Origin of the sequence: Mycobacterium sp. SM3041, assembly GCF_039668335.1 — a bacterium.
Lineage (GTDB): Bacteria > Actinomycetota > Actinomycetes > Mycobacteriales > Mycobacteriaceae > Mycobacterium.
Map to the genome: position 1 here is coordinate 306755 of NZ_JAYXBQ010000001.1, position 24474 is coordinate 331228.

Sequence of the window (24474 nt, forward strand, 5' to 3'; positions counted from 1 at the left end):
CATGCGGGTACAACTGCAGATCGACGGAGCACCGCAGCGGGCGGCCGACCACGCCCGCGAGCTGGCGGGTCTCGGTGCCGACGGCGTGTTCACCTTCGAAGGCCCGCACGACGTCTTCCTGCCGCTCGTCGCGGCGGCCGGCGCGGCGAACGTGGACCTGATGACCAACGTCGCGATCGCCGGCCCGCGCAGCCCGCTGCATCTCGCGCACGCCGCCTACGACCTGCAGGTGTACAGCGGTGGCAGGTTCCGGCTGGGCCTGGGCTCACAGATCAAGGTGCACATCGAAAAGCGTTACGGCGCACAGTGGGCCAAACCCGCCGAGAAGATGGCCGAGACCGTGACCGCGATCAAGGCGATCTTCGACTGCTGGGAAGGCAAGGCGCCGTTGAATTTTCGCGGCAAGCACTTCACCCACACCTTGATGCCGCCGAACTTCAACCCCGGCCCCAACCCCTTCGGACCGCCGGCGGTGCTCATGGGGGCGCTGGGGCCGATCATGACCCGCACCGCCGCGCAGGTCGCCGACGGGCTGCTGGTGATGCCGTTCCACAGCGCGCGGCATTTCGCCGACCGGACCCTGCCGGCAGTGGGGGAGGGATTGCAGCGGGCCGGGCGGGCGCCCGGCGATCTGCAGATCATCGCGCAGGCCATGGTGGCGGTGGCACGGACCGAGGCAGATCTGACCGCGGCGATCAACGGCGTCGCCATGCTGATCGCGTTCTACGGTTCCACGCCCGCGTACCTGCCGGTGCTCGAGACCGAGGGTTGGGCGTACCTGCAGCCCGAACTCAACGCGATGTCCAAGGTCGGTGACTTCGCGGGTATGCGCGCCTTGATCAGCGACGACATGGTGCGCACCATCGGCATCGTCGGCACCCCGGAAGAATGCGCTGCCGAGATCGGCCGCCGCTTCGGCGGGCACGTCGACGAAATCTGTTGCTATTTCCCGGGTTACGAACAGCGGCCCGAGGACGTACGGGACCTGGTCACGGCCCTGCACACCCAGTGATTTGTGCACGAAAATCCGCGGTCCGCGCGGAAAATCGTGCACAAATCGCTAGGAGACTACGGTGCCTGGACCCAGTTCCAGACGCTCAGGTCGCCCTTGGGGTAGTTCTGGCAGACATCGGTGGCCTTGGCGACGACGCCCTTGTTGTTGAAGAAGATCTTGGCCCAGTTGCCCCAGTGGGTGGCCACCTGCTCGTAGTAGACGTTGGTGGCGGTGTCCTCGGAGTACTGGCGGCGGCCGACCGGGTCGAGCGAGAAGAACCAGTGGATGCGGTCCTGGGCCATCTGCTGGATGTCGGCCGGGCGGTTGTGCATGTCGATCATGTACCGCGAGTAGTAGACCGGGCTGGTGTCGCGGGCGGCGGCCAGGTACTGCTCGGCATCACAGGTGGTGATGATGATGCGGTGGGGGATCGGGTAGTCGTCGGTGGCATCGGCGGCTGCCGGTCCGGCGAGCGTCGTCGCGACCGCGCCCAGGGCTGCGACCGCGGTACCGGCGCGCTTCAGGCCACGCTTGATCTGGACCATAGTCATTACTCCTGTTTCCTAGATACCTGTGCTGCTGGAGGCTGATTGCAGTTCGCCGGTCGGCTTGGGCTGGGGCCACGGCTCGGGCACCGGACGCTGACGCACCCGCTGCGGCCACCAGAACCACTTGCCCATCAGGGCGGCGATGGCCGGTGTCATCAGAGATCGGATGATCAACGTGTCGAACAACAGACCCAGACCGATGGTTGTTCCCACCTGACCGACCACGTGCAGCTCACTGACCGCCATGGACATCATGGTGAAGGCGAAGACCAGGCCGGCCGAGGTGACCACGGAACCGGTGCCGCCCATCGACCGGATGATGCCGGTGTTGAGGCCGGCGTGGATCTCTTCCTTGAACCGGGCGACGAGCAGCAGGTTGTAGTCCGCGCCGACGGCCAGCAGGATGATGACCGCCATCGCGATGACCATCCAGTGCAGGTTGAGCCCGATCAGGTGCTGCCACAGCAGAACCGACAGACCGAATGATGCGCCGAGTGAGAGCACCACGGTGCCCACGATGACCGCCGCGGCCACCACGGATCGCGTGATGATCAGCATGATGACGAAAATCAGTGCGAGCGCGGAGATTCCGGCGATCAGCAGGTCGTAGTCGGCGCCCTCCTGTAGATCCTTGAAGGTCGCCGCGGTGCCGCCGAGATAGATCCTGGAGCCCTCCAGGGGAGTGCCCTTGATGGCCTCCTTGGCGGCGTTCTTGATCGCGTCGATGTGCGAGATGCCTTCGGCACTCATCGGTTCGCCCTCATGCGAGATGATCAGCCGCACGGCTTTGCCGTCGGGCGAGATGAAGTTCTTCATGCCGCGCTTGAATTCGGCGTTGTCGAAGACCTCGGGCGGCAGGTAGAACGAGTCGTCGTTGCGGGAGTTGTCGAACGCCTCGCCCATGGCGCTCGCGTTGTCCTGCTGCGCCTGCATCTGATCCTGCAGACCCTTCTGGGTCTGGTACATGGTCAGCATGTACTGCTTCATGTTGGTCATCGTCGAGATCATCTCGGGCATCAACGCGACCATCTGAGGCATCAGCTTGTCGAGCTTCAGCATGTCCGGCATCAGGTTCTGGATGTCGTCGGTCATGGTGTCGATGCCGTCGAGGGTGTCGAAGACCGAGCGCATGGTCCAGCAGACCGGGATGTCGTAGCAGTGCGGTTCCCAGTACAGGTAGTTGCGGATCGGCCGGAAGAAGTCGTCGAAGTCCGAGATGTGGTCGCGCAGGTCGGCCACGTCCAGGGTCATGTTCACCATCTTGGCGACCATGCTGTGCGTGGTGGCCGCCATCTGGGTGGTGATGCCCTGCATCTTCTTCATCGTGTCGATGTTGATCTGCATGTCGTTGGCCTGCTTGAGCATGTTGGCCATCGAGTCCTGCGCGTACTTCTCGTTCATCTTCTGAGAGGTGCCGCTCATGCTCATCAGGAACGGGATCGAGGTGTGCTCGATCGGCTTGCCCTCGGGGCGCGTGATCGTCTGCGACCGCGAGACGCCGGGGACCTTGAAGATGGCCTTGGCGATCTTGTCGATCACCAGGAAGTCGGCGGAGTTGCGCAGATCGTGGTCGCTCTCGATGAGCATCAACTCGGGGTTCATCCGGGCCGGCGAGAAGTGCCGGTCCGCTGCCGCATAGCCCTCGTTGGCGGGGATGTCGGCGGGCAGGTACAGGCGGTCGTTGTAGGCGGGCTCGTAACCCGGCAGCGTCAGAAGGCCGACCAGGGACAGCGCGATGGTGCCGACCAGGATGGGAGCCGGCCACCGGACCACGACGGCGCCGATCTTGCGCCAGCCGCGCACGCGCATGGCGCGCTTGGGCTCGAGAGTCTTGCGGAACCGGCTGGCGAGCGAGATCACGGCCGGGCCGAGGGTCAGGGCGGCGAACACCACGGTGACCATGCCGATGGCCAGCGGGACGCCGAGCGACACGAAGTACGGCATGCGGGTGAAGTGCAGGCAGAACGTGGCGCCGGCAACGGTCAGGCCGGAGCCGAGCACGACGTGGGCGGTGCCCTCGAACATCGTGTAGTAGGCGTCTTCGCGGGATTCGCCCGCGCCGCGGGCCTCCTGATACCGGCCGATCAGGAAGATGGCGTAGTCGGTGGCCGCCGCGATGGCCAACGTGACCAGCAGGTTGGTGGCGAAGGTCGACAGACCGATGATGTCGTAGAAGCCCAGCGCCGCGACGACGCCCTGCGCCGCGGAAAGCTCGAGGACCACCATCAGCAACGTCAGCAGCACGGTGATGAACGACCGGTACACCAGCAGCAGGGTGACGATGATGACGAGGAACGTGACGCCCTCGATCATCTTGACGCTGCGGTCACCGGCGATGTGCTGGTCCGCCGCCAGTGCCGCGGGGCCGGTCACGTAGACCTTCAGGCCGGGCGGCGTCTTGATGCTCTTGATGATGTCCTGCGCGGCCTGAACGGACTCGTTGGCCAGCGCCTCGCCCTGGTTACCGCGCAGGTAGACTTGGACGTATGAGGCCTTGCCGTCATTGCTCTGGGAGCCGGCGGCGGTGAGCGGGTCGCTCCAGAAGTCCTGGATGTGCTCGACATGCGTGGTGTCGGCCTGGAGCTTCTTGATCATCTCGTCGTAGTAGGCATGTGCCTCTGCGCCGAGCGGCTGATCGCCTTCCAGCACGACCATGACCGAGCTGTTCGACTTGAACTCCTGGAACACCTCGCCGACGCGCTTCGTCGCGATGACCGACGCGGCCTGGTCCGGCGACATCGAGACCGAGCGCATCTTGCCGACCTCGTCGAGCGACGGAACGGCGCTGCCGAGGAAGACGATGACGCCGATCCAGAAGAGGATGACCGGGATCGCGAAGGTGCGGATCAGGCGGGCGATCAGCGGCCGGTGCGGCGGCTGCTCGGCCTTCGGGAAGATGACGGTGTCTTCGTCTGTTGGCTGTGTCATGCGGATTTCACCAGGCAGAAGGTCTGGGCGTGGACGCCCGTGGAGGTGCGGGTGTCTTTGAGTTCGTCGTCGACGTGGACGGTGCAGGTGATGGAGTCACCGTCGCCCTGGGCGACGATGTTCGGCGACGCTGCCGGTGCGGTGGTGGACAGGGTGAGCTTCCAGGGCAGGGGCGCGTGGTCGATGCGCTGGGGCTTGGCGTCCAGGTCGAGGTAGTTGATGTCGGCGTAGCTGCCGGTGCCGGTGATCTCGTAGGTGACGACCTTGGGTTTGAACGGTTTGGCATCGTCGGCGAAGTTGCGCGGGGTGACGATGACGGGGTTCTGGCCGAAGTAGGTGCGCACGCGCTGCACGGTGAAGCCGGCGACGAGGGCCACGGCGAGGATGAGCAACGGGATCCACGCCTTCTTGAGCGCATTGCCGATCACGCTGCGGACACCATGGTCGACTGCACTCGCTGTTCCCCGCTTCCCGTAGCCTGACCCCGACAGATTAGGTCATTTAAGTGTTAGATTAGACCAGTTAAGTTAATCATGGGAAACCTACGCTGCGGGTGGCTCGTATCACCGTAGCCGGTAACGCGCAGCAGATCGAACCAAATACGCAGCAGTTCAATGGGATTGAACAGGCGGCGACGACTGTTCAGGGAGCAGGGGCACATGGCAACCAGCACGAATAGACTCCGTCACATGAAGGCACGCACTCTGGTCGCAGTTGCGGGTGCCGTGGCGGCTGCCGTCACCATGGCGGCTCCCGCGCAGGCCGACCCCGACACCGATTTCGCCAACCAGCTGCACACCTACGGGATCTACGGCCCCAAGGACTACAACGCCTGGATCGGCAAGATCACCTGCCAGCGGCTCGACAACAACGTCGACCACAGCGCCACCGACTCGGCGGCGTTCCTGAAGAAGAACCTGCCCCGCAACAGCAGCTCGGAGCAGCAGGTGTACCAGTTCCTCAACGCGGCTTTCGACACGTACTGCCCCGAGAAGCACGACCTGCTGGTCGCGCTCGCGCACTAGTCGCCGGGCTCGGTCAGGCCGGGCCCTTCCCGTTGTCGACGCGGTACACCGAGCCGTGGATCGCGGCGGCGTCGTCGCTTGCCAGGAACGCGATGACGTTCGCGACGTCACGCGGCTCCATGAAGCCACGCGGCGCGGCGATCCGCATGATCAGATCCCAGTCGGCGTTCTCGGGCGCCGCGAACTCGGTGACCTGTGCTGTGAGCATGCCGCCCGGGCACACCGCGTTGACCCGGAGCTTTTCTTTCGTGTACTCGACGGCCAGTGCCCGCGTCAGACCGATCAGCCCGTGCTTGGCGGCGCAGTAGCCCGCCGAGTAGATCTCGCCCTCGACGCCGGCGATCGACGAGACGTTGACGATGTTGCCGCCGTTCTCCAGCAACTGCGGCAGTGCCGCCCGGGTCAGGTAGAACGGGCCGTTCAGGTTCACCGCGAGGTCGCGGTCCCAGTCGTCATCGGTCATCGACAGGGTGTGCCGCATGACGTGGAATCCCGCGACGTTCACCAGCACGTCCAGCCGCCCGAATTTCGCGATGCAGTCCTCGACCGCCTGCCGGCAGGCGTCGGCCGTGCTGATGTCCACCGCGGCGAACGCGCCGCCGGGCTCGTCGCCGTAGGCGTCGGCGAACACCGTCGCCATCCGCTCGGCGTCCCGCGCGATACCGAAGACCGATGCGCCGCGTTCGGCGAAAACCTTGACCGTGGCCGCGCCCAGGCCGGCCGAGGCCCCGGTGATCAACGCGACCTTCCCGCTGAGTGAACTCATACGGTGACTTTCTCACGCCGTGGGCAAGTCATTTGCGATACTCGGGCGGTGAAAATGAAACGTGTTCTCGCTATGGTTTCGAGTTTTGGCTTCGTCGCAGCGGGCGCACTCTTCGGCACGGCGGCGCCGGCGCAGGCCGACAACATCCGGCTGCCCGAAGGCATCTACACCTACATCCAAGAGGGCACGCCGATGAGCGTGTGGACCATCTGGCCCGTCTGCGCCCCGACCGTCGGCGATCTGCGCAACAACCTGGAACTGCCGGTGGGCTGCCTCGTGCACGTCGGCTCCGACCAGTACGGCGGCACGCTGGGCGGCGATGCCCGCCAGACCGGCGGTGAGGGACATTGGATGTTCACCCAGACCGACCTCCAGGGTTTCACGTGCCCGGACGGCACCAAGTCGAAGCTCGTAGAGACCTACGAGTGGGAGGACACCAACTGGACCGGTACCCGGACCACCACCAACAACGAACAGTGCGGCGTGCAGGCGGCCATGACGAAGAAGTCGTTCCGGCTGGAATTCCAGAAGCCGCTGCCGATTCCGGTGCAGCAGTTCCCGCTGTTCTGTGACCCCAACGACGGCCTCAAGCGCTGCCGCTGACGGCCGGGCCGGTCAGGCCGAGCCCTGCTCCTCGGCGACCGCGGCGGCGGCCTCGTCGATGATGGCGCGCATCGCGCGTTCGGCGCCGGCCTGATCGCGCATCCGCACGGCGCGGGCCACCTCGTCGTGCAGCGCGATGGCCGCCGGGTTGGGGGAGTCGGGCATCATGCCGTGGTGGGTGCGCCCCGCCAGGACCTCCGACACCACCGCGTTGAGCGCGCGGAACATCTCGTTGCCGCTGGCCTCCAGCAACGTCTGGTGGAAGATCTTGTCCGCCAGCAGGTATGCCTCGAGGTTGCCGTCGCGCCCGTGTACCGCCATGTCCGACACGGCGGCGGCCATGATCCGGCACTGGTGCGGGTCGGCACGCTCGGCAGCCAGCGCGGCCGCGACGGGTTCGAATCCGCGCCGCAACTCCGACAACGACACCAGTTGGGCGGCCCGGTCGCCGGACTCGAGTCGCCAGCGAATCAGCCTGGGATCGAACACATTCCAGTTGGCCGCCGGCTGAATCGTGATGCCGACCCGGCGGCGGGAGGCGACCATGCCCATCGATTCGAGGACCCGGATCGCTTCCCGGACGACGCTGCGAGAGACCCCGTGTTCCGCGCTCACTCCTTCGAGCGTGATCACCTCGCCGGGGGCGTACCTACCGGAGACCACCGCGGCCCCCAGCGCGCTCAGCACGTTGTCGTGGAGAGCGCCGACGTTTGACGGGGTGGACACGCATAACATCCTGTCATAACTACGGAGATCTAACTTAGAACCGATGTTTTTCTGTGACCTCTTGAAAAAGTATGACTTTTGAGTCACGCTGTGTGAGTCAAACCACAACAAGGGCGGGTGCAGAACATGCCATCACCCATCGTCGTCATGGGCGTTTCAGGATCCGGTAAGTCCACCGTCGGCGCGGCGCTCGCGCAGCGGCTCCGCGTGCCGTTCGCCGATGCGGACGACTTCCATCCCGCCGCCAACATCGCCAAGATGAAGGCCGGTCACCCGCTGAACGACGACGATCGCCGGCCCTGGCTCGAGACCATCGGCCGATGGCTCGGGGAGCACTGCGGCACCGGCGGCGTGATGAGCTGTTCAGCGCTGAAATACAAGTACCGCGTGCAGCTGCGCAGCCATTGCCCGGAGACGCGGTTTCTGCACCTGTTCGGCACCCCCGAGGTCATCGGTGCCCGGCAGGCCAGCCGGCCCGGCCACTTCATGCCGGCGTCGCTGCTCGCCTCACAGTTCGAGACCCTGGAACCCCTGCGAGCCGATGAGGCGGGCATCGTGATCGACGTCGGGCAGAGCATCGATTCGATTGTCGACGAATACATTTCACGTACCGGGGAGGGCATCTGATGCGCACCGCCGTCACCGTCCTCGCCGACGCACCCAAACTCATCGAACCGGTCTCCTCGGCCACTCAGCTGATCCTGGCCTTCGTGGCCGGCATCAGCGTCATCGTCGTGCTCATCACGCTGGTCAAGCTGCACCCGTTCCTGTCGCTGATCTTCGGTGGGCTGACGGTGGGGCTGACGGCCGGAGAGAACCTCACCGCGGTCCTCAAATCCTTCTCCGACGGGTTCGGCGCGACGGCGGCCGGCGTGGGCATCCTGATCGCGCTCGGCGCGATGTTCGCCAAGCTGCTCGCCGACTCCGGTGGCGCCGACGAGATCGTCGACACCATCGTCGGTGCCGCCTCGCCCCGCGCCCTGCCCTGGGCGATGGCGCTGGTCGGCGCGATCATCGGGTTGCCGATGTTCTTCGAGATCGGGCTCGTGCTGCTGATGCCCGTGATCTATCTGGTGGCCCGGCGCTCGCAGCAGTCGCTCATCACCATCGGCATCCCGGCGCTGGCCGGCCTGTCGGCCATGCACGGCTTCGTGCCACCGCACCCCGGGCCGCTGACCGCCGTCGGACTGCTCAATGCCGACCTCGGGGTCACGCTCGGTCTCGGCGTGCTCGTCGCGGTCCCGACGATCGTCGTCGCGGGCCCGCTGTTCGGCCGCCTCGCCGGCAAATGGGTCGTCGTCGCGGCACCGGACACCTTCACCACCGATCCGGAAGCCCTTCGGGCACATGGCAAACGGCCCCGCTTCAGCGTCACGCTGTTCTCGGTGCTGCTGCCCGTGGCGCTCATGCTGGGCAAGGCCCTCGTCGACATCTTCATCGACGACAAGACGCAGTGGTTCCGCCGGATCTTCGACGCCGTGGGCACTCCGCTGGTCGCGCTGCTCATCGCCGTCGTGGTCGGCACCGTCACCCTCGGTCGCGGCGCCGGCATGGACCGCACCGCGATCACCAAGTGCATCGAGTCGAGCCTGCCCCCGGTCGCGGGCATCTTCCTGATCGTCGCCGCCGGCGGTGGCTTCAAGCAGGTGCTGGTCGACACCGGCATCGGCACCATGCTGGCGCGCTGGGCCGAAGGCGTGCACATCTCGGTGCTCGTGCTGGCCTGGGTGCTCGCGGTCCTGATCCGGCTGGCCACCGGGTCGGCCACCGTCGCCACCATCACGGCGTCGTCGCTGGTGCTGGGTCTGGTGCACGGGATGGGCACCGGCGAACTGTCTCTGGTGGTGCTCGCCGTGGGCGCCGGCTCGCTGTTCTTCTCGCACGTGAACGACGCCGGCTTCTGGTTGGTCAAGGAGTACTTCAAGCTCAGCGTCGGCCAGACCATCAAGACCTGGTCGATCATGGAGACCGTGCTCTCGGTGTCCGGTCTGGCCATGGTCCTGATCCTGGATGTGTTCGTCTAGCTTTCGCGCTGCTGTTTCTCGACGACGATGTGCGCCACCGGAATCGGCATCGGGCGGGGCCCGGCGGACAGCAGCTCGACCAGTGCGGCGTCCAGGGCATCGGCGAGCTGACATCGGCGCGCCGGGTCGGCCGGCTCCAACGCTTCCAGAAGGGTGTCGAACACCGCCGCCCTGGTGAAACCGACCCAGCTCTTGGCGAAAGCCGTTGCGTCACCGTCGGTCTGGTATCGCTGCCAGAAGCGGTCGGGTTCGTCGGCGACCACGAGGTGGGTGATCCGCAGGCGCTCGAAGCGACCCGAAGGGGCGAACGGTGAGCGGAAGTCGGCTTCACTGCGGCCCACGATCGGCAGCCGCATGCGTCGCACCTCCTCGGCGGTGACGAGCCGTCGGTCCTGCAGGTCGGACAGCGCGTGCATCAGTCCGTCGAAAAGCGGTTCGAGGCCGGGCCGCCCGTCGTCGTGCTGGCCCATGGTCATGACCACGAGACGGCCGCCCGGACTCAACTCGCGGCCGCGGAACGCGATGAACTCATGCCAGTCGTGCGCCGCCTGCCGGGCGTACGCGGCGCGCACCTGCGCATCGGCGCTGAAGGACGGCTGAATGTGATCGGGGATGTCGGCCGGCATGCGGCTGAGCCACTGGATGGCCCACGCCGACCAGCCCAGGTGCACACCTTCCGACGGCAGAATCTGGCTCAGATACGACCGTCCCACCGCCGAGGCGAACGTCGCCCGATCGGTCCGCAGGTAACTGAACGCGTCGTCGCGCAAGGTGCGGAACAGGGCGCTGAAATCGTTGTCGGGGATGTCGGTGTGCGTCACCGCGATGGGGTGCTCGGGCCGGATGCGCTTGCGGAGCGCGGCGATGCCCGCGCCGATGGGCAGCAGGCCGTTGTGCGCATTGCCCGAGCCGTACTCGGCGATCACCACCGGCCGCGGCGCCGCCGGGAGCGGCACCTCGGCGGCGGCCTGTTCGAAAAGCTTTGTGGCCGTGCGGAGTCCGACGGTCTGCAGGCGCGCGCTCCCGATCGGGTCGGGCTGCACCACCACGCTGGACTCGGGCATGTCTCACGGTAGCGCCGCGAGCTGTGTGGCGCGCTCTGAACCAGCGTGGAATCAGTGGCCGGTGCTCGATCGGCAGCTCAGCTGCCGCGGGCCACCCATTCGTCGTAGTGGACCAGCTCGCCGCCGATGGTCGTGGTGTCACCGTGGCCGGTGTAGACGACGGTGTCGCCGGGCAGCTTGCCGAGCTTCTCCGATATCGACGCCAGGATGGTCGGAAAGTCCGAGTACGAGCGGCCGGTCGCACCGGGCCCGCCGTGGAACAGGGTGTCGCCCGAGATCACCGCATCGAGGTCGGGGATGTGCCAGCACACCGAGCCGGGGGAATGCCCGGGGGTGTGGATGGCCTTGATCTCCAGGCCGCCCACGGTGAGCATCTGGTCGTCGTTCACGGTGTGAAAGGGCTTGTCCGGGTGGACATCCCGCCACAGCATCTCGTCGGCCGGGTGCAGCAGCACCGGGGCGTCGAGGGCCGCGGACAGTTCCGGGGCGACGGTGATGTGGTCGTTGTGGCCGTGGGTGCAGACGACGGCGACGACGTTGCGGCCGTTCACCGCCGCGATGATGGGCGCCGCGGTGTGGGCGGCGTCGAACACGATGACGTCCGTGTCGTCGCCGACGATCCAGATGTTGTTGTCGACGTCCCAGGTGCCGCCGTCCAGGCTGAAGGTGCCGCTGGTGACGACGCGCTGGATGGCACTCACTTGAGGACCACCACCGAGCGCAGCACCTCGCCGCTGTGCATCTTGTGGAAGGCGTCCTCGATCTGGTCGAGCCCGATGCGCTCGGTGACGAACTTCTCCAGCGGGAGCCGGCCCTGCAGGTACAGGCTGATGAGGGTGGGGAAGTCGCGTTCGGGCAGGCAGTCGCCGTACCACGACGACTTCAGTGACCCGCCGTGGGAGAAGAAGTCGATCAGCGGCATCTCGAGGGTCATGTCGGGCGTCGGAACACCCACGAGGACAACGGTTCCGGCGAGGTCGCGGGCGTAGAACGCCTGCTTCCAGGTCTCGGGCCGGCCGACGGCGTCGATCACGACGTCGGCGCCGAAACCGTCGGTCAGGTCCTGGATGGTCTCGACGGCGTCGAGGTCGCGGGCGTTGATGGTGTGGGTGGCGCCGAACTCGCGGGCCCAGTGCAGCTTCTTGTTGTCGGTGTCGACGGCGATGATGCGCTTGGCGCCGACCAGGGCGGCGCCGGCGATGGCGGCGTCGCCCACGCCGCCGCAGCCGATGACCGCGACGGTGTCGTCACGCGTGACGCCGCCGGTGTTGATGGCGGCGCCGATGCCGGCCATCACGCCGCAGCCCAGCAGTCCGGCGACGGCCGGGTCGGCCTCGGAATCGACCTTGGTGCACTGGCGTTCGTGCACGAGGGTCTTGTCGGCGAAGGCCCCGATGCCCAGGGCGGGGGTCAGCTCGGTGCCGTCGGTCAGCGTCATCTTCTGGGTGGCGTTGAAGGTGTCGAAGCACAGGTGCGGGCGGCCGCGCTTGCAGGCGCGGCACTCGCCGCACACGGCGCGCCAGTTGAGGATGACGAAGTCGCCGGGGGCGACGTGGGTGACGCCCTCGCCGACCGACTCGACGGTGCCGGCGGCTTCGTGGCCGAGCAGGAAGGGATATTCGTCGTTGATGCCGCCCTCGCGGTAGGTGAGGTCGGTATGGCACACCCCGCAGGCGATGATGTCCACGACGACCTCACCGGGTCCGGGATCGGGGATGACGATGTCGACGAGCTCGATGGGCTGCTTCTTGGCCCGGGAAATCACACCACGCACTGTCTGACTCATGGCTATAACCTAATGCCTCCGGGAAGTGTTGGAATGGTGTCCATACAAATGTCTGGTAAACGGCGGCTCGGCCCCCGCCCATCGGCGCTGCGATGTGTGACAGGGTCGATGACGTGACCGCTCTCGAGCTGCTGGATTCCTGGCCGGTACCGAACGCCGCGGCGGCGGTCGTGTCGCCCGCCGGTGTGCTCGCCACGCACGGACCCGTCGACCGCGCGTTCCGGCTCGCGTCGGTGACCAAGCCTCTGGTGGCCCGCGCCGCGCAGATCGCGATCGAAGAGGGCGTCGTCGAGTTGGACACCCCGGCCGGCCCGCCCGGGTCGACGGTGCGCCACCTGCTGGCACACACCTCCGGTCTCGCGATGCAGACGCCGGACGCCATCGCCGTGCCCGGCACGCGCCGCATCTACTCGAATGTCGGGTTCGCGGTACTGGCCCAGGTGCTGCAGCACGAGTCCGGCATCGAATTCGCGCAGTACCTGCGGGAAGCGGTTTTCGAGCCGCTGGGGATGAGCGATTCCGACCTGCCGGGCGCGGCCGAAACCGCCGGCTACGGCGCCTGGTCCACGGTGGCCGACCTGGCGGCATTCGCCGGTGACCTGCTGCGTCCCGCCCTGGTGTCGACGCCCATGCATGCCGACGCGATCTCGGTGCAGTTCCCGGGTCTCGACGGGGTGCTGCCGGGATTCGGATCGCAGCGCCCGAACGACTGGGGTCTGGGTTTCGAGATTCGGGACGGCAAGCATCCGCACTGGACGGCGGCGGGCAACTCGGGCCGGACGTTCGGCCACTTTGGTCAGTCGGGGACGTTCCTCTGGGTGGATCCCGAAGCGGACCTGGCGCTCGTCGTGCTGACGGACCGCGATTTCGGCGACTGGACGCACGCCGTCTGGCCGGAAGTGTCCGCCGCGGTTCTGCGCGAGTTCGCCTAGCGGACGACCCCGATCATGCTGTCGATCCAGCCGCGTGCGAAGAACAGCAGGAACCCGGCGGCGACGACCCACAGCAGCGGGCTGATCTCCTTGATGCGGCCCGACGCCGCGCGCAGCACCGCCCAGGCGATGAAGCCGACGCCGATGCCGTTGGCGATCGAGTAGGACAGCGGCATGACGGCCACGGTCAGCACGACCGGCAGGGCCACCGAGAAGTCGGAGAAGTCGATCTCGCGGAGCACCGAGACCATCAGGGTGCCGACGATGACCAGCGCGGCGGCCGCGACCTCGGTGGGCACGATCTCCGTCAGCGGTGTCAAGAACATTGCGGCCAGGAACAATCCACCGGTCACGAGGCTGGCCAGACCGGTGCGGGCGCCTTCGCCGATGCCGGTGCCCGATTCGACGAACACCGTGTTGGACGATGCCGACACCGCGCCGCCGACCACGGCGCCGGTGCCCTCGATCACCAGCGCGGACTGCAGGCGCGGGAAGTTGCCGTGTTCGTCGGACAGACCGGCCTGCCGGGACAGGCCCGTCATGGTGCCCATGGCGTCGAAGAAGTTGGTGAACAGCAGCGTGAACACCAGCATGAGCGCGGCGATGGCGCCGATCCGGCCGAGGCTGCCGAAGTCCACGTGACCGATCAGGGACAGGTTGGGCACCGCGAACGGCGAACCGGACAGCGTCGGGACGGACAGGCTCCAGCCGCCGGGCTTTTCCGTCGCCGAGCCGAGGTGCCAGATCGCCTCGATGATGGCGGCCAGCACGGTTCCCGAGATGAGGCCGATGAGGATGCCGCCGCGCACCTTGCGGGCCACCAGCACACCTGAGGTCAGCAGGGTGAACACGAAGACCAGCGTCGGGATGGCGCGGACCGAGCCGGTGCCGCCGGCGCCCAGGCCCAGCGGCGGCGACGGATGCCCGGTCGACGCGACGAAGCCGGCGTTGACCAGGCCGATGAACATGATGAACAGCCCGATGCCTGCGGTGATGGCCAGTTTCAGCGGCATGGGCACGGCATCGAAGATCATGCGCCGCAAGCCGGTGACGGCCATCGCGACGATGATGAGGCCTTCGATGACCACCAGCCCCATGGCTTCCGGCCAGGTCAGGACGCCCACCACGGAGCTGGCCAGGAACGAGTTGATGCCGAGGCCGGCGGCGAACGCGAAGGGGAGGCGGGCGACGACGCCGAACAGGATCGTCATGGCGCCGGCCGCCAGTGATGTCACCGCCGAGACCTGGCCGAACGGGAGCTTGTGCCCGGCGATGTCTGCCGTGTTCGACAGGATGATGGGGTTCAGCACGATGATGTACGCCATCGCGATGAAGGTCACCGCGCCGCCGCGCAGTTCAGCAGCGACGGTCGAGCCGCGTGCGGAGATCTCGAAGAACCGGTCCAGGGCAGTCACGGCTTAGAAGATAGATGGCGCGCTGGTGCGCTGCGCGGGTGTTGGCGTCTGTTCGGCAATTGCCGGGATCGTCGACACCGAGTCGGCAACGCCCCTGATCGCGGTGCGATTCTGTGGCCGTCCTGAGAGATTGCGCGACAGACTAGCGCAACAGGGGTCTCAGGCGGCACAATAGACACGCACTAAACAACTGCAACATTTCAGCAACACCAGGTCGTTGGGGAAGACGTCCCTCGTGTAGCTGAAGGAGCAGATGATGCGTGCGTCGAACCAACTCGCCGACGCGACGACGGGCGTGGTGTATATCCATGCCTCTCCCGCGGCGGTATGCCCGCATGTGGAGTGGGCACTTTCGTCGACTCTGTCGGCGCGGGCGAACCTCAAGTGGACGCCCCAACCCGCCATGCCCGGTCAGCTGCGCGCCATCACCAATTGGATGGGACCCGTCGGCACCGGAGCTCAACTCGCCAGCGCATTGCGCTCGTGGTCGGTGCTGCGCTTCGAGGTGACCGAGGATCCGAGCACCGGCGTCGACGGCCACCGCTGGTGCCACACCCCGACGCTGGGCCTGTGGAGCGGATCGATGAGCGCCAACGGCGACACCATGGTCGGCGAGCAGCGCCTACGCGCGCTGATGGAGGGCGGCGCCGACATGCTCGCCGCTGAACTCGACACCGTGCTCGGCACCGCCTGGGACGAGGCTCTCGAGCCGTATCGCGGCGGCGGCGCCGAGGTCGGCGAGGTCAGCTGGCTGAACCGGGGCGTCGGCTAGTTCGACCGGTCCACGCGGCTGTCGCATCGACGCGAGCGTGCACACAGCTCACCGAACCGGCGAGATTCGCGATCCACGTGCACCTTCGCGGTCGATTGAGTTCTACGCGCCGGAACCATTCGCGGCTAGCTGACCCGGTAGTGCTCCAATTCCGGCTCGCTCAGCATGCTGGTGATCGTGGCGACGTCGAACGGCCACAGGTCGATGGTGCCGCCTTCGCTGAAGTACCAGGAATTGCAGCCGGTGTTCCACACCGTCGGCTCCATGGCCTCGACTGCCGCGGCGTTGAATTCGTCGGTGGCCGCCTCGGTCACCTCGACCTCGTTGATCTCGCCACGCTCGAAACGCTTGAGCCACTTCACGATGTACCGCGCGGTGAGTTCCGCGGTGTACTGCAGTGAGATGGACCCGGTCGGAGAGTTCGGGCCCAGCACGGTGAACAGATTCGGGAAGCCGGGGATCGCGGTCATCCGGTAGGCGCGCGGGCCTTTGACCCAGGCGTCGTCCAGGGTGACGCCGTCGCGCCCCACCACCTGCATCGGACGCATGTAGTTGTGCGCCTGAAAACCGGTGGCCAGCACGGCGATATCGATCCGGTGGTGCTCGCCCTCCGTGGTGCGGATGCCGGTGGGCGTGAACTCGGCGATGCGATCGGTGATCAGTTGGGCATTGGGAGCCTTGATCGCCTGGTAGTACGTCCCCGACAACACCTGCCGTTTGCACAGCGGCTGGTAGTCGGGCGTCAGTTCGGCACGCAACTTCGGGTCGCGGACCTGGGCCCGCAGGCTCAGTCGCGCGTACTGCTGCACCAGCTTGCGACGCCACGTCGGCTTGGTCACGATGTCGACGAGAACGCTCGAACCCCATAGTGGAATGCGTTCGGCGACAGCCTGATACAGCTGCGGCATGGCGCGCAGCAGCGCCGTGACGGCACCCAGCTGCGGCAGCTTCATCGGTGCCCACAGCATCCACTGCGGCGACCGGGCGAAGTGCAGCAGCCTGCTGGCCTCGGGCTGCAGCGCCGACACCACCTGCACGCCGGTCGATCCGGTGCCGATCACGGCGATGCGCTTGCCCGCGGTCTCGAGTTCGGGGTTCCACCGGGCGGTATGCACGACGGTGCCCTCGAAGGAGTCCATGCCGGGGATGTCGGGTGTGAAGGGGTGGTGCAGCACGCCCGTGGCACAGATGACGAAATCGGCTGTCAACGTCTCGTCCTCGGTCGTGACGGTCCAGGTGTGTTCGTCCTGGTTGTAGTGCAGCGCCGTGACCTCGGTGTTGAGGCGCAGGTGCTTGTCGAGCCCGAAGCGCTCGACGACGTCGCGGTGATACTCCTGAATCTCCTGGCCACCGGCCCAGATATGGCTCCAGTCGGGCTTGGGGGCGAAGGCGAACTGGTAGATGTGCGACGGCACATCACACGTCAGCCCGGGGTAGCGGTTCCAGTGCCACACCCCGCCGACGTCCGAACCCTTCTCCAGGATGGTGAAGTTGGTGAAACCGGCCTGCTGGAAGGTGTACGCGGAGGCGATCCCGGCGACGCCGGCGCCGATGATGACGATGCGCGGATCACGTGTGTTCATCAGGACTCCCAAGCTCGACGCACCGTGTTCGGTGCGGTGGTCATGGCGGATTCGAACGCCGCGCGCCGCTTGCTGCGCAGCATGAAGTTGGCACCCAGGCCGGCCAGATCGGCGGCGTCCGGTTGGAGCACGACGACCTCGATGCCGCGGGCCCGCGCCGTGGCGACCTCGGCGTCCAGCACGGTGGACATCGGGCGGCGGAGCAATCGGTGTTCGAGGATGCCGCCCAACCCTGGTGCGCGAACGCCGCTTTCGGAGGCCATCGGCGTGATGACGTAGATGAGGTCGGCATCGTCAGGGCTGATGAGGTCGACCGACGCGGTGGATGCGGCGCCGCCGTCGACGAACGTGCGGTCGCCGATGCGGACCGGGGGCATCCAGCCGGGGACGCCCCATGACGCCCGGAGTGCTTCGCCTGCCGTGGCTTTCGGCGCGCCGGGCGCCCCGAAGGCCACCCGCTCGCCGCGCTGGTAGTCGAATGCCACCATGCGCACGCCCGGGTGATCCAGCCACCCGGACTGGTTCGCGAATCCAGATGCCAAGCGCTGCAGCCACGTTGCGTCGGCGCGCCCGGTCGGCGCGATACCGGTCGCCGCGGCCAGGCCTTTCTGGCTGCGCACCAGAGCCGGGTTCAGCAGTCGCGGCGACGGCAGGGGCGGCAGGCTCGGTGGCGTCGCGTCGACGTGCCGGCGCAGGCGCTCGTCGGTGCTCGTGCCGCGGTGCATCGCCACCAGGTCGTCGACGGACGCGCCGCCGCCGAGCATCGTGACGATCTCGGCGCCCGCCGAGGTGCCCTGCAGTACCGAGGCTTCTCGCGGGTCCCAGCCCGTCTGCTCCTGCAGTGCGTGCAGGGCCGCGACGATCCACGCGCCGCCGATGGTCCCGCCGCAGCCGATGACGAGCGCCCGCTTCATCGTCCTGCTTCCGAGTGCGACTCGGCGTCATGGTCTTTCGACTGCCGTTCGATCCGGTCCAAGTAGGCCGAGCGGCCGACCGGGTCCAGGGCGGTCAGGGCGCGGCGGTCGTCGATGAGCGAGCGGCCCGCGCGCTGGATGAACTCGGGGACCAGTGCGTCGATCAGGGCCCAGCCGGATGCCACCCACCCAGGTACCGAGGTGCGGGCGGCCTTGGTGCGCAATGTCTTCAGGATGGCCTGCGCGACATCTTCGGGGTCGACCGTCGGCATGCCGCCGCCGAGTTGGACGCCGGATGTGAGTTCGGTGCGTACCGCCGAGGGCAGCACGGCACATACGGTGACGCCGGTTCCGGCGTATTCGGTGCGCGCCGCCAGTGACGCGCCGACCGCGGCGAACTTGCTGGCGTTGTAGGTGACCATGCCCGGGACGGGAATCATGCCGGCCATCGATGCCACGTTCACGACGTGGCCGCTGCCGCGCGTGATCATCAGCGGGATCACGGCTCGCATGCCGTTCAGGACGCCCCGGACGTTGACGTCGAGGATCAGGTCGGTCGTGGCCTCGGCCTCGGTCTCGAAGGCGCCCAGCGGCATCACACCGGCGTTGTTGATGAGGACGTCGATGCGACCGGACTCTTTGAGTACCTGTCCGACGAATTTGACCCAGGATTCGCGCTGGGTGACGTCGAGGCGCGCGCTGCGACAGCGGGGGATCTCGCGGGCCGTCTGCTCGGCGACGTCTGCGTCGACGTCGCCGATCCACACGTTGGCGCCATGCTGCGAGAACAGTTCGGCGGTCTTGGCGCCGATGCCCCTGGCGCCCCCGGTGACGATGACGGTCGCGCCGTCGAGTGACATGGAACGTCGTGCTAGCTGCATTGATAGCCTCGTATCTGCTGGTAGGAGCCTTTCTGACTCGTTCGAATACCCACGGTATCCGAATTCTTCGAGTAAATCTAGTACTCCCGGTATTGCAACCCACTAATATCGACCTATGCCGCGATTGACCAGGGCTCAGCGTCAGGAGCAGACGCGTGCCGAGCTGCTCGACGCGGCCAAGGCCCGGTTCCTCAAGCACGGCTACGCCTCGACGAGCCTGGAGGACATCGCCGACGACGCCGGTTACAGCAAGGGCGCGGTGTATTCGAACTTCGGCAGCAAGCCCATGCTGTGCCGGGAGGTGCTCGAGGCCATCCACCGCGAGAAGTTCGCCGAGATGTCCGAGTTGGCGATGACCGATGCCGATATCCCGAGTCGCGTCGAAGCGGTGAACGGCTGGCTGGAACGGACCGCCGGCGACGTGGGCTGGACGATGCTGGAACTCGAATTCGTGGTGCTGTCGCGAAACGATGTTGAGTTGAGCGAGATAATCGCGACGCTGCGCAATGACATGGCTGAGAAGGTCGTCGAGGTACTGCGGTCGCTCGCGGCCGACTTGGGATTGACCGAGGAGCAACTCGTAGCCGCCGGGGTGATCGATAGTTTCGACGACATCGGCAACTTTTTCCTCAGCGCCGGCATCGGGCTCGGAATTCAGCGTGCAATCGATCCATCGCTGCCGGCCCGTCCTGTCACCGGATCTCTCACCCGGTTGATGAATCTGCTTGCGCTGCTTGCCGCTACGCAGGACTGACGACCGCCGGACTACGGAACCAGGACCCGCAGCGCGTTCGGCACCGCGGACACCGTCACCGGCAGCGGGCACACGTATTCGCCGTCGGCATAGGCGTTGATGCCCGGCACGTCGATGGTGACGGTTCGGGCCCGCCGCGTGGTCACCTCGTCGAGGTGGACATGCGTGCCCTTGAACACGGTGGGGAACAGCCGGATCAGTTTGGTGCGCGACGCCGAGGCCGCCATCGTGACATCGAGCAGGCCGTCGCCCAGGTCGGCGCCCGGGCAGATCAGCATGCCGCCGCCATAGCTCTTGCCATTGCCGAAAGTCGCCAGCGTGACGGGGATTTCCTGCTCGGGACCGCCGTCGAAACTGACCCGTGCCGTGTGCAGCCGCAACTGCGACAGCTCGACGAGCATGGCCGCGTTGTAGCGCATCCGGCCCCGCGGCCACGTCATCCGGTTGGCGCGATCGGTGACCAGCGAGTCGAAGCCCGCCGACATCACTGTGCCGAACCAGCGGACGGTGCCGTCGGCGCCTTCGATCCGGCCGAGGTCGATGGTGCGGGTGCGGCCCGTCGCGATGATGTCGGCGGCGGCTTCCGGGTCGTCCCGCGGAATCCCGAACTCGCGGGCATGGTCATTGCCGGTGCCGGCGGGGATGATGCCGAGCGGCACGTCGCCCTGCGCAAGTGCCTGCAGCGCAAGGGAGATGATGCCGTCACCGCCGGCCACCACGACCGCGTCGGTGCCGTGGTCGAGTGCCTCGTCGAGCAGTTGGCGGGCATGGGCGGCGTCGGACCCGATCAGCTCGACCACGTCGACTCCGCGGCGTTGCAGCCGCACGACGGCGCGCTGCGCCGCCGCCGAGCCGCGTCCCTGGCCCGAGGCGGGGTTGGTCAGCAGGGTGACTCTCACGGGATCAGCTTGCCCGGGTTGAGGATTCCGCCGGGGTCGAGCACGTTCTTGACGGCGCGCAGTACCTCGACGCCCAGGTCGCCGACCTCGGCCGTCATCCACGGCTTGTGGTCGGCGCCGACGGCGTGGTGGTGGGTGATGGTGGCGCCGCAGCGCACCATGGCCTCGGACGCCGCGGTTTTCGCCGCGCGCCACTGCTCGATGGGGTTGCCGCGCTGGCCGGCCACGACCGTGAAGTACAGCGAGGCGCCGGTGGGGTAGACGTGCGAGATGTGGCACATCACCAAAGCCGGTGTGCCGCTTTCCTGTAGCGAGCTGGTGAGGGCCTCGGTGACGGCCGCCTTCAGCGCCGGCACGTTGGACCACGTCGTCGCGGTCTCCAAGGTCTCGCACAGGGCGCCGGCCGTGAGCAGTGAGTCGCGTAGGTACGGGGCGCCGAACCGGCCGTGCTGCCAGGCGCGGGCCGGGGCCTCGCCGAGCGACGTGCCACCCTGAGCGGCCAGCAGCGCACGCGTCTCGTCGTGACGGCTCTCGGTGTGCGCGGCCGTGCCTTCGAACAGCGTGATGGCCAGGCAGCCACCGGTGATGGTCTGCTCGCCGATGCTGTCGGTGGTGGCCAGGTTGATGCCGGTCTCCACCTCATCGGACAGGCGGATGACCGTCGGGCCGGTCCCGGTCTGCACGACGGCGCGCAAAGCCGCTGCGCCGGTGGCGAAGTCGGGGAAGGACCACGCCTCATAGCGGGTGGTCTCGGGCACGGGGTGCACGCGCACCCGCACCCGGGTGATGACGCCGAAGGTGCCCTCCGAGCCGACGATGAGCTGTCGCAGGTCGGGCCCGGCCGCCGACGCGGGGGCGCGGCCCAGGTCCAGGACGCCGGCCGGGGTGACGACGGTGAGTCCGCGCACCATGTCGTCGAACCGGTTGTAGCCGGCCGAGTTCTGCCCCGACGACCGCGTCGCGGCGAACCCGCCGATGGTCGCGAATTCGAAGCTCTGCGGGAAGTGGCCGAGCGAGAAGCCCTCGGCGCCAAGGAGTTCCTCGGCCTGCGGGCCGGTGACGCCGGCCTCGAGCTCGGCCTCGCCGGATTCCTTGTCGAGTGCGACCAGGCGGTCCAGGCGGCGCAGGTCCAGCGATACGACGGCGCTGAAGCCGTTCCGGATCGGGTCGAGTCCGCCGACGACACTGGTGCCACCGCCGAACGGGACGACCGCGATGCGGTGTTCGGTGCAGTGCTGAAGCACCCGGGCGATCTCGTCCTCGGAGCCGGGCAGCAGGATCGCGTCCGGTGCATCCTGCTCGCCGGTGTCCTTGCGGCGCAACAGGTCCAGCGTCGACTTGCCGCCGGCCCGCAGCAGGCGGTCGTGATCGTCGGTGCGGCAGAACTCGTCGCCGACGATCGCCGCGAGTGCAACGCGGTCGCTGTCCGCCAGGGCGGACGGGCGCAACGTGACCTGGTCGGCTTCGAGCTCGTCGGCCGGCGTCGCGTCGATGCCCAGGGCCGCCGTCAGTAGGCCGCGGATGCCGTCGGACAGGGGCTTGGCTGCAGCGGGGTCACCCCAGGCGTTCCACTTCATCGGCGGTTCGAGGTGGTCACGTGTCGCGGTCATGCGTTACAGTATTACACATGATGTCAATCAGTAACGATGAAGCTCGGGATTCCCTGGATGCCCGAATCATCGACGCTGCGGCTGACTGCGTGATCGCCTTCGGGGTGGATCGCGTGACGCTGGCCGAGATCGCACGTCGCGCCGGTGTCAGCCGGCCCACGGTGTACCGCCGCTGGCCGGACACGCAGGCGATCCTCGCGGCACTGCTGACGGCAAGAATCACCAACGCGCTCAACAAGGTTGCCGTCGATGGCGCTGACCGCGAGGCGATCGTCAAACGCATGGTCGGCATGGCCGAGCGGCTGCGCGCCGACGAAGTCATCATGTCCGTCCTGAGCAGCGCACCCGCGCTGGCGATGGTCTACATCTCGCAGCGCATGGGTACCAGCCAGCAGATCCTGCTGGAAGTGCTGGCCGGCGCGCTCGTCACGGCGCAGGCCGACGGCAGCGTCCGCCCCGGAGACCCCAGGCAACTCGCCGCCATGTGTCTGCTGATCGTCCAGTCCGCCATCCAGTCGGCGCAGATGGTCGCGCCTGTCCTCGACGTTGCCGCGCTGGACATCGAACTTGCTCACTCCCTGAACGGATACCTGAAGCCATGACCAGCAGTGCCCTCAATGCCGCCCGCCGCAGCGCCGAGCTGACGGCGCTGGCCGACGGCGAGACCGTCGACGTCGTTGTCATCGGCGGCGGCATCACCGGCGCGGGCATCGCGCTGGACGCCGCAACCCGGGGACTGTCGACGGTGCTCGTCGAGAAGCACGACCTGGCGTTCGGCACCAGCCGGTGGAGTTCCAAACTCGTGCACGGCGGCCTGCGCTACCTGGCGACCGGCAACGTGGGCATCGCCCGGCGCAGCGCCATCGAGCGCGGCATCCTGATGAGCCGCAACGCCCCGCACCTCGTGCACGCCATGCCGCAACTCGTGCCGCTGCTGCCCGAGATGAACCGGGCCTCAAGGGCTTTGGTGCGTGCCGGATTCATCGCCGGCGACGGCCTGCGCCGGCTGGCCGGTACATCGGCGTCGATCCTGCCGCGGTCGGGACGGGTCGACGCGGCCCGCGCGGCGGAGTTGGTGCCCGCGGTGCGCCGCGACGGACTCGACGGCGCGTTGCTCGCCTACGATGGCCAACTCATCGACGACGCCCGTCTGGTCACCGCGGTGGCGCGCACCGCCGCCCAGCATGGCGCCCGCATCCTGACCCGGGTGGCGGCGTCCGACGCCACCGGCACCTCGGTGCGGCTGACCGACCAACTCACCGGGGAAACTTTCGATCTGACGGCGCGCGCGGTGATCAACGCCGCCGGCGTGTGGGCCGGTGAGCTCGACGGCGCGATCAAGCTGCGGCCCAGCCGCGGCACCCACCTGGTGTTCGACGCCGCGGCGTTCGGCAATCCGACTGCGGCGCTGACGGTTCCGATCCCGGGCGAGCTCAACCGGTTCATCTTCGCCATGCCCGAACAGCTCGGCCGCGTCTACCTCGGCCTCACCGACGAGGACGCGCCCGGCCCCATTCCCGATGTGCCGCAACCGACTCCGGCCGAGATCACGTTCCTGCTCGACACCGTCAACACCGCGCTGGCGACGAGCCTGGGGCCGGACGACGTCCTGGGTGCCTACGCGGGGCTGCGGCCATTGATCGATACCGGTGAGGGCAACACCGCCGACGTGTCGCGCGATCACGCCGTCGTCGAGTCCGGCAGCGGTGTGCTCAGCGTCATCGGTGGCAAGCTCACCGAATACCGGTACATGGCCGAGGATGTGCTGAATCGGGCGGTGTCGCTGCGTGGGCTCGGCGCAGGGGAGTGCCGCACCCGGAATCTGCCGCTGGTCGGCGCTCCGGAGAACCCGGTGCCGGTGGATCGTGTTGCGGCGCTGCCGGAGTCGCTCGTGGCGCGCTACGGCGCCGAGGCGCCGAACGTGTTCGCCGCCGCCACGTGTGACCGTCCCGCCGAGCCGGTGGCCGATGGCATCGACGTCACCCGCGCCGAGTTCGAATACGCCGTCACGCACGAAGGCGCGCTGAGCGCCGACGACATCATCGACCGCCGGACCCGGATCGGGCTCGTCGACGCCGACCGCGACCGCGTCGCTGCCGTGGCGCAGGAGTTCATCTAGCTGCCGGGTCGGGGCGTTGGAATCAGCATGATTCTGACGGAATCGCAGCCACGTCCGGTGGTCACGCCTGTCGCGGCACCGGGAGCCGAGTCAACGGCAGTTCCCGGTGACGGCGCTTGGCTCTAGATTCC

24 protein-coding genes are annotated in these 24474 nt (G+C 67.5%); 10 read left to right on the forward strand and 14 right to left on the reverse strand.

Annotated features, from left to right (window positions below; genetic code table 11):
- Position 1 precedes the first annotated feature (1 nt).
- Positions 2-1012 (forward strand): TIGR03617 family F420-dependent LLM class oxidoreductase, encoded by a 1011-nt coding sequence (locus tag VXD91_RS01370; protein ID WP_346414429.1) that lies wholly within the window; start codon positions 2-4, stop codon positions 1010-1012.
- Positions 1013-1068: 56 nt separating this feature from the next.
- Here VXD91_RS01370 and VXD91_RS01375 read toward each other — a convergent pair whose 3' ends face one another.
- Genes VXD91_RS01375 through VXD91_RS01385 form a run of 3 tightly spaced genes read right to left on the reverse strand, consistent with a single transcriptional unit; the run spans position 1069 to position 4898 of the window.
- Positions 1069-1539 carry a DUF5078 domain-containing protein gene (locus tag VXD91_RS01375; protein ID WP_020104387.1) on the reverse strand — a complete coding sequence of 157 codons (471 nt, stop codon included), beginning with the start codon at positions 1537-1539 and terminating at the stop codon, positions 1069-1071.
- A gap of 18 nt (positions 1540-1557) precedes the next feature.
- Complete coding sequence (locus VXD91_RS01380) at positions 1558-4470, reverse strand: MMPL family transporter (RefSeq protein WP_346414430.1); 2913 nt, start codon at positions 4468-4470, stop codon at positions 1558-1560.
- The gene (locus VXD91_RS01385) at positions 4467-4898 is read right to left on the reverse strand and encodes an MmpS family transport accessory protein (protein WP_133425868.1); all 432 of its coding nucleotides are present in this window, start codon (positions 4896-4898) and stop codon (positions 4467-4469) included. The genes VXD91_RS01380 and VXD91_RS01385 overlap by 4 nt, the downstream gene beginning before the upstream one ends.
- Positions 4899-5159: 261 nt before the next feature.
- Between VXD91_RS01385 and VXD91_RS01390 the strand changes: the two genes are divergently transcribed.
- Positions 5160-5495, forward strand: a complete 336-nt coding sequence (locus tag VXD91_RS01390) for a DUF732 domain-containing protein (RefSeq protein ID WP_053853988.1) — start codon at positions 5160-5162, stop codon at positions 5493-5495.
- Between the two features lie 13 nt (positions 5496-5508).
- On the opposite strand, the gene VXD91_RS01395 is transcribed toward VXD91_RS01390, so the two are convergent.
- Complete coding sequence (locus VXD91_RS01395) at positions 5509-6261, reverse strand: SDR family oxidoreductase (protein WP_064860214.1); 753 nt, start codon at positions 6259-6261, stop codon at positions 5509-5511.
- A gap of 72 nt (positions 6262-6333) precedes the next feature.
- Here VXD91_RS01395 and VXD91_RS01400 point away from each other — a divergent pair, with 72 nt between their 5' ends.
- Positions 6334-6864, forward strand: a complete 531-nt coding sequence (locus VXD91_RS01400) for a hypothetical protein (protein WP_212812189.1) — start codon at positions 6334-6336, stop codon at positions 6862-6864.
- A gap of 12 nt (positions 6865-6876) precedes the next feature.
- Here the strand turns inward: VXD91_RS01400 and VXD91_RS01405 are convergent, their stop codons facing one another.
- Positions 6877-7599: an FCD domain-containing protein gene (locus VXD91_RS01405; protein WP_346414431.1), complete on the reverse strand. Its 723-nt coding sequence runs from the start codon at positions 7597-7599 to the stop codon at positions 6877-6879.
- Between the two features lie 117 nt (positions 7600-7716).
- On the opposite strand from VXD91_RS01405, the gene VXD91_RS01410 reads away from it, so the two are divergent.
- Together VXD91_RS01410 and VXD91_RS01415 are read left to right on the forward strand one after the other, a co-directional pair.
- Entirely contained in the window at positions 7717-8217 is a 501-nt protein-coding gene (locus tag VXD91_RS01410; RefSeq protein ID WP_346414432.1) for a gluconokinase, read from the forward strand.
- On the forward strand, positions 8217-9614 hold the full coding sequence (locus VXD91_RS01415; RefSeq protein WP_346414433.1) for a gluconate:H+ symporter: 1398 nt from the start codon (positions 8217-8219) through the stop codon (positions 9612-9614). Before VXD91_RS01410 ends, VXD91_RS01415 begins: the two co-directional genes overlap by 1 nt.
- On the opposite strand, the gene VXD91_RS01420 is transcribed toward VXD91_RS01415, so the two are convergent.
- The 3 genes from VXD91_RS01420 to VXD91_RS01430 all read right to left on the reverse strand — a co-directional run bounded on the left by VXD91_RS01420 (position 9611) and on the right by VXD91_RS01430 (position 12464).
- Positions 9611-10678, reverse strand: a complete 1068-nt coding sequence (locus VXD91_RS01420; protein WP_346414434.1) for an SAM-dependent methyltransferase — start codon at positions 10676-10678, stop codon at positions 9611-9613. The two genes, VXD91_RS01415 and VXD91_RS01420, sit on opposite strands and share 4 nt — an antisense overlap.
- 77 nt (positions 10679-10755) lie before the next feature.
- The gene (locus VXD91_RS01425) at positions 10756-11379 is read right to left on the reverse strand and encodes an MBL fold metallo-hydrolase (RefSeq protein WP_346414435.1); all 624 of its coding nucleotides are present in this window, start codon (positions 11377-11379) and stop codon (positions 10756-10758) included.
- The gene (locus VXD91_RS01430) at positions 11376-12464 is read right to left on the reverse strand and encodes an S-(hydroxymethyl)mycothiol dehydrogenase (RefSeq protein WP_053853984.1); all 1089 of its coding nucleotides are present in this window, start codon (positions 12462-12464) and stop codon (positions 11376-11378) included. Before VXD91_RS01430 ends, VXD91_RS01425 begins: the two co-directional genes overlap by 4 nt.
- Positions 12465-12577: 113 nt before the next feature.
- Between VXD91_RS01430 and VXD91_RS01435 the strand changes: the two genes are divergently transcribed.
- Positions 12578-13396: a serine hydrolase domain-containing protein gene (locus tag VXD91_RS01435; RefSeq protein WP_318985259.1), complete on the forward strand. Its 819-nt coding sequence runs from the start codon at positions 12578-12580 to the stop codon at positions 13394-13396.
- Here the strand turns inward: VXD91_RS01435 and VXD91_RS01440 are convergent.
- Positions 13393-14811 carry an NCS2 family permease gene (locus VXD91_RS01440; protein WP_346414436.1) on the reverse strand — a complete coding sequence of 473 codons (1419 nt, stop codon included), beginning with the start codon at positions 14809-14811 and terminating at the stop codon, positions 13393-13395. The two genes, VXD91_RS01435 and VXD91_RS01440, sit on opposite strands and share 4 nt — an antisense overlap.
- Before the next feature lie 256 nt (positions 14812-15067).
- On the opposite strand from VXD91_RS01440, the gene VXD91_RS01445 reads away from it, so the two are divergent.
- On the forward strand, positions 15068-15583 hold the full coding sequence (locus VXD91_RS01445; protein WP_318985257.1) for a DUF3145 domain-containing protein: 516 nt from the start codon (positions 15068-15070) through the stop codon (positions 15581-15583).
- A gap of 125 nt (positions 15584-15708) precedes the next feature.
- Here the strand turns inward: VXD91_RS01445 and VXD91_RS01450 are convergent, their stop codons facing one another.
- From VXD91_RS01450 to VXD91_RS01460, 3 genes are read right to left on the reverse strand one after another with little or no spacing between them, the layout of a single operon-like run.
- Positions 15709-17166, reverse strand: a complete 1458-nt coding sequence (locus VXD91_RS01450; RefSeq protein ID WP_346414437.1) for an NAD(P)/FAD-dependent oxidoreductase — start codon at positions 17164-17166, stop codon at positions 15709-15711.
- Positions 17166-18080 (reverse strand): patatin-like phospholipase family protein, encoded by a 915-nt coding sequence (locus tag VXD91_RS01455; RefSeq protein WP_346414438.1) that lies wholly within the window; start codon positions 18078-18080, stop codon positions 17166-17168. The genes VXD91_RS01450 and VXD91_RS01455 overlap by 1 nt, the downstream gene beginning before the upstream one ends.
- The gene (locus VXD91_RS01460) at positions 18077-18940 is read right to left on the reverse strand and encodes an SDR family oxidoreductase (protein ID WP_346414439.1); all 864 of its coding nucleotides are present in this window, start codon (positions 18938-18940) and stop codon (positions 18077-18079) included. Before VXD91_RS01460 ends, VXD91_RS01455 begins: the two co-directional genes overlap by 4 nt.
- Before the next feature lie 136 nt (positions 18941-19076).
- On the opposite strand from VXD91_RS01460, the gene VXD91_RS01465 reads away from it, so the two are divergent.
- The gene (locus VXD91_RS01465; RefSeq protein WP_318985253.1) at positions 19077-19715 is read left to right on the forward strand and encodes a TetR/AcrR family transcriptional regulator; all 639 of its coding nucleotides are present in this window, start codon (positions 19077-19079) and stop codon (positions 19713-19715) included.
- Between the two features lie 11 nt (positions 19716-19726).
- Here VXD91_RS01465 and VXD91_RS01470 read toward each other — a convergent pair whose 3' ends face one another.
- Both VXD91_RS01470 and VXD91_RS01475 read right to left on the reverse strand, forming a co-directional pair.
- Positions 19727-20614, reverse strand: a complete 888-nt coding sequence (locus VXD91_RS01470) for a diacylglycerol kinase (protein WP_318985252.1) — start codon at positions 20612-20614, stop codon at positions 19727-19729.
- Positions 20611-22224, reverse strand: a complete 1614-nt coding sequence (locus tag VXD91_RS01475) for an FAD-binding oxidoreductase (RefSeq protein WP_346414440.1) — start codon at positions 22222-22224, stop codon at positions 20611-20613. Before VXD91_RS01475 ends, VXD91_RS01470 begins: the two co-directional genes overlap by 4 nt.
- A 17-nt stretch (positions 22225-22241) precedes the next feature.
- Between VXD91_RS01475 and VXD91_RS01480 the strand changes: the two genes are divergently transcribed.
- Together VXD91_RS01480 and VXD91_RS01485 are read left to right on the forward strand one after the other, a co-directional pair.
- On the forward strand, positions 22242-22826 hold the full coding sequence (locus VXD91_RS01480) for a helix-turn-helix domain-containing protein (RefSeq protein WP_346414441.1): 585 nt from the start codon (positions 22242-22244) through the stop codon (positions 22824-22826).
- Positions 22823-24343 (forward strand): glycerol-3-phosphate dehydrogenase/oxidase, encoded by a 1521-nt coding sequence (locus VXD91_RS01485; RefSeq protein ID WP_346414442.1) that lies wholly within the window; start codon positions 22823-22825, stop codon positions 24341-24343. The genes VXD91_RS01480 and VXD91_RS01485 overlap by 4 nt, the downstream gene beginning before the upstream one ends.
- Positions 24344-24474: the final 131 nt, after the last annotated feature.

Excerpts from the sequence above, each read along its gene's own strand:
- VXD91_RS01400 (WP_212812189.1), top strand. The coding sequence starts at position 6,334 with ATGGTTTCGAGTTTTGGCTTCGTCGCAGCGGGCGCACTCTTCGGCACG.
- VXD91_RS01475 (WP_346414440.1), bottom strand. The coding sequence starts at position 22,224 with ATGACCGCGACACGTGACCACCTCGAACCGCCGATGAAGTGGAACGCC.
- VXD91_RS01405 (WP_346414431.1), bottom strand. The coding sequence starts at position 7,599 with ATGTTATGCGTGTCCACCCCGTCAAACGTCGGCGCTCTCCACGACAAC.
- VXD91_RS01465 (WP_318985253.1), top strand. The coding sequence starts at position 19,077 with ATGCCGCGATTGACCAGGGCTCAGCGTCAGGAGCAGACGCGTGCCGAG.
- VXD91_RS01410 (WP_346414432.1), top strand. The coding sequence starts at position 7,717 with ATGCCATCACCCATCGTCGTCATGGGCGTTTCAGGATCCGGTAAGTCC.
- VXD91_RS01375 (WP_020104387.1), bottom strand. The coding sequence starts at position 1,539 with ATGGTCCAGATCAAGCGTGGCCTGAAGCGCGCCGGTACCGCGGTCGCA.
- VXD91_RS01485 (WP_346414442.1), top strand. The coding sequence starts at position 22,823 with ATGACCAGCAGTGCCCTCAATGCCGCCCGCCGCAGCGCCGAGCTGACG.
- VXD91_RS01420 (WP_346414434.1), bottom strand. The coding sequence starts at position 10,678 with ATGCCCGAGTCCAGCGTGGTGGTGCAGCCCGACCCGATCGGGAGCGCG.
- VXD91_RS01455 (WP_346414438.1), bottom strand. The coding sequence starts at position 18,080 with ATGAAGCGGGCGCTCGTCATCGGCTGCGGCGGGACCATCGGCGGCGCG.
- VXD91_RS01450 (WP_346414437.1), bottom strand. The coding sequence starts at position 17,166 with ATGAACACACGTGATCCGCGCATCGTCATCATCGGCGCCGGCGTCGCC.
- VXD91_RS01430 (WP_053853984.1), bottom strand. The coding sequence starts at position 12,464 with ATGAGTCAGACAGTGCGTGGTGTGATTTCCCGGGCCAAGAAGCAGCCC.
- VXD91_RS01370 (WP_346414429.1), top strand. The coding sequence starts at position 2 with ATGCGGGTACAACTGCAGATCGACGGAGCACCGCAGCGGGCGGCCGAC.
- VXD91_RS01445 (WP_318985257.1), top strand. The coding sequence starts at position 15,068 with ATGCGTGCGTCGAACCAACTCGCCGACGCGACGACGGGCGTGGTGTAT.
- VXD91_RS01390 (WP_053853988.1), top strand. The coding sequence starts at position 5,160 with ATGAAGGCACGCACTCTGGTCGCAGTTGCGGGTGCCGTGGCGGCTGCC.
- VXD91_RS01480 (WP_346414441.1), top strand. The coding sequence starts at position 22,242 with ATGATGTCAATCAGTAACGATGAAGCTCGGGATTCCCTGGATGCCCGA.
- VXD91_RS01380 (WP_346414430.1), bottom strand. The coding sequence starts at position 4,470 with ATGACACAGCCAACAGACGAAGACACCGTCATCTTCCCGAAGGCCGAG.
- VXD91_RS01415 (WP_346414433.1), top strand. The coding sequence starts at position 8,217 with ATGCGCACCGCCGTCACCGTCCTCGCCGACGCACCCAAACTCATCGAA.
- VXD91_RS01395 (WP_064860214.1), bottom strand. The coding sequence starts at position 6,261 with ATGAGTTCACTCAGCGGGAAGGTCGCGTTGATCACCGGGGCCTCGGCC.
- VXD91_RS01460 (WP_346414439.1), bottom strand. The coding sequence starts at position 18,940 with ATGTCACTCGACGGCGCGACCGTCATCGTCACCGGGGGCGCCAGGGGC.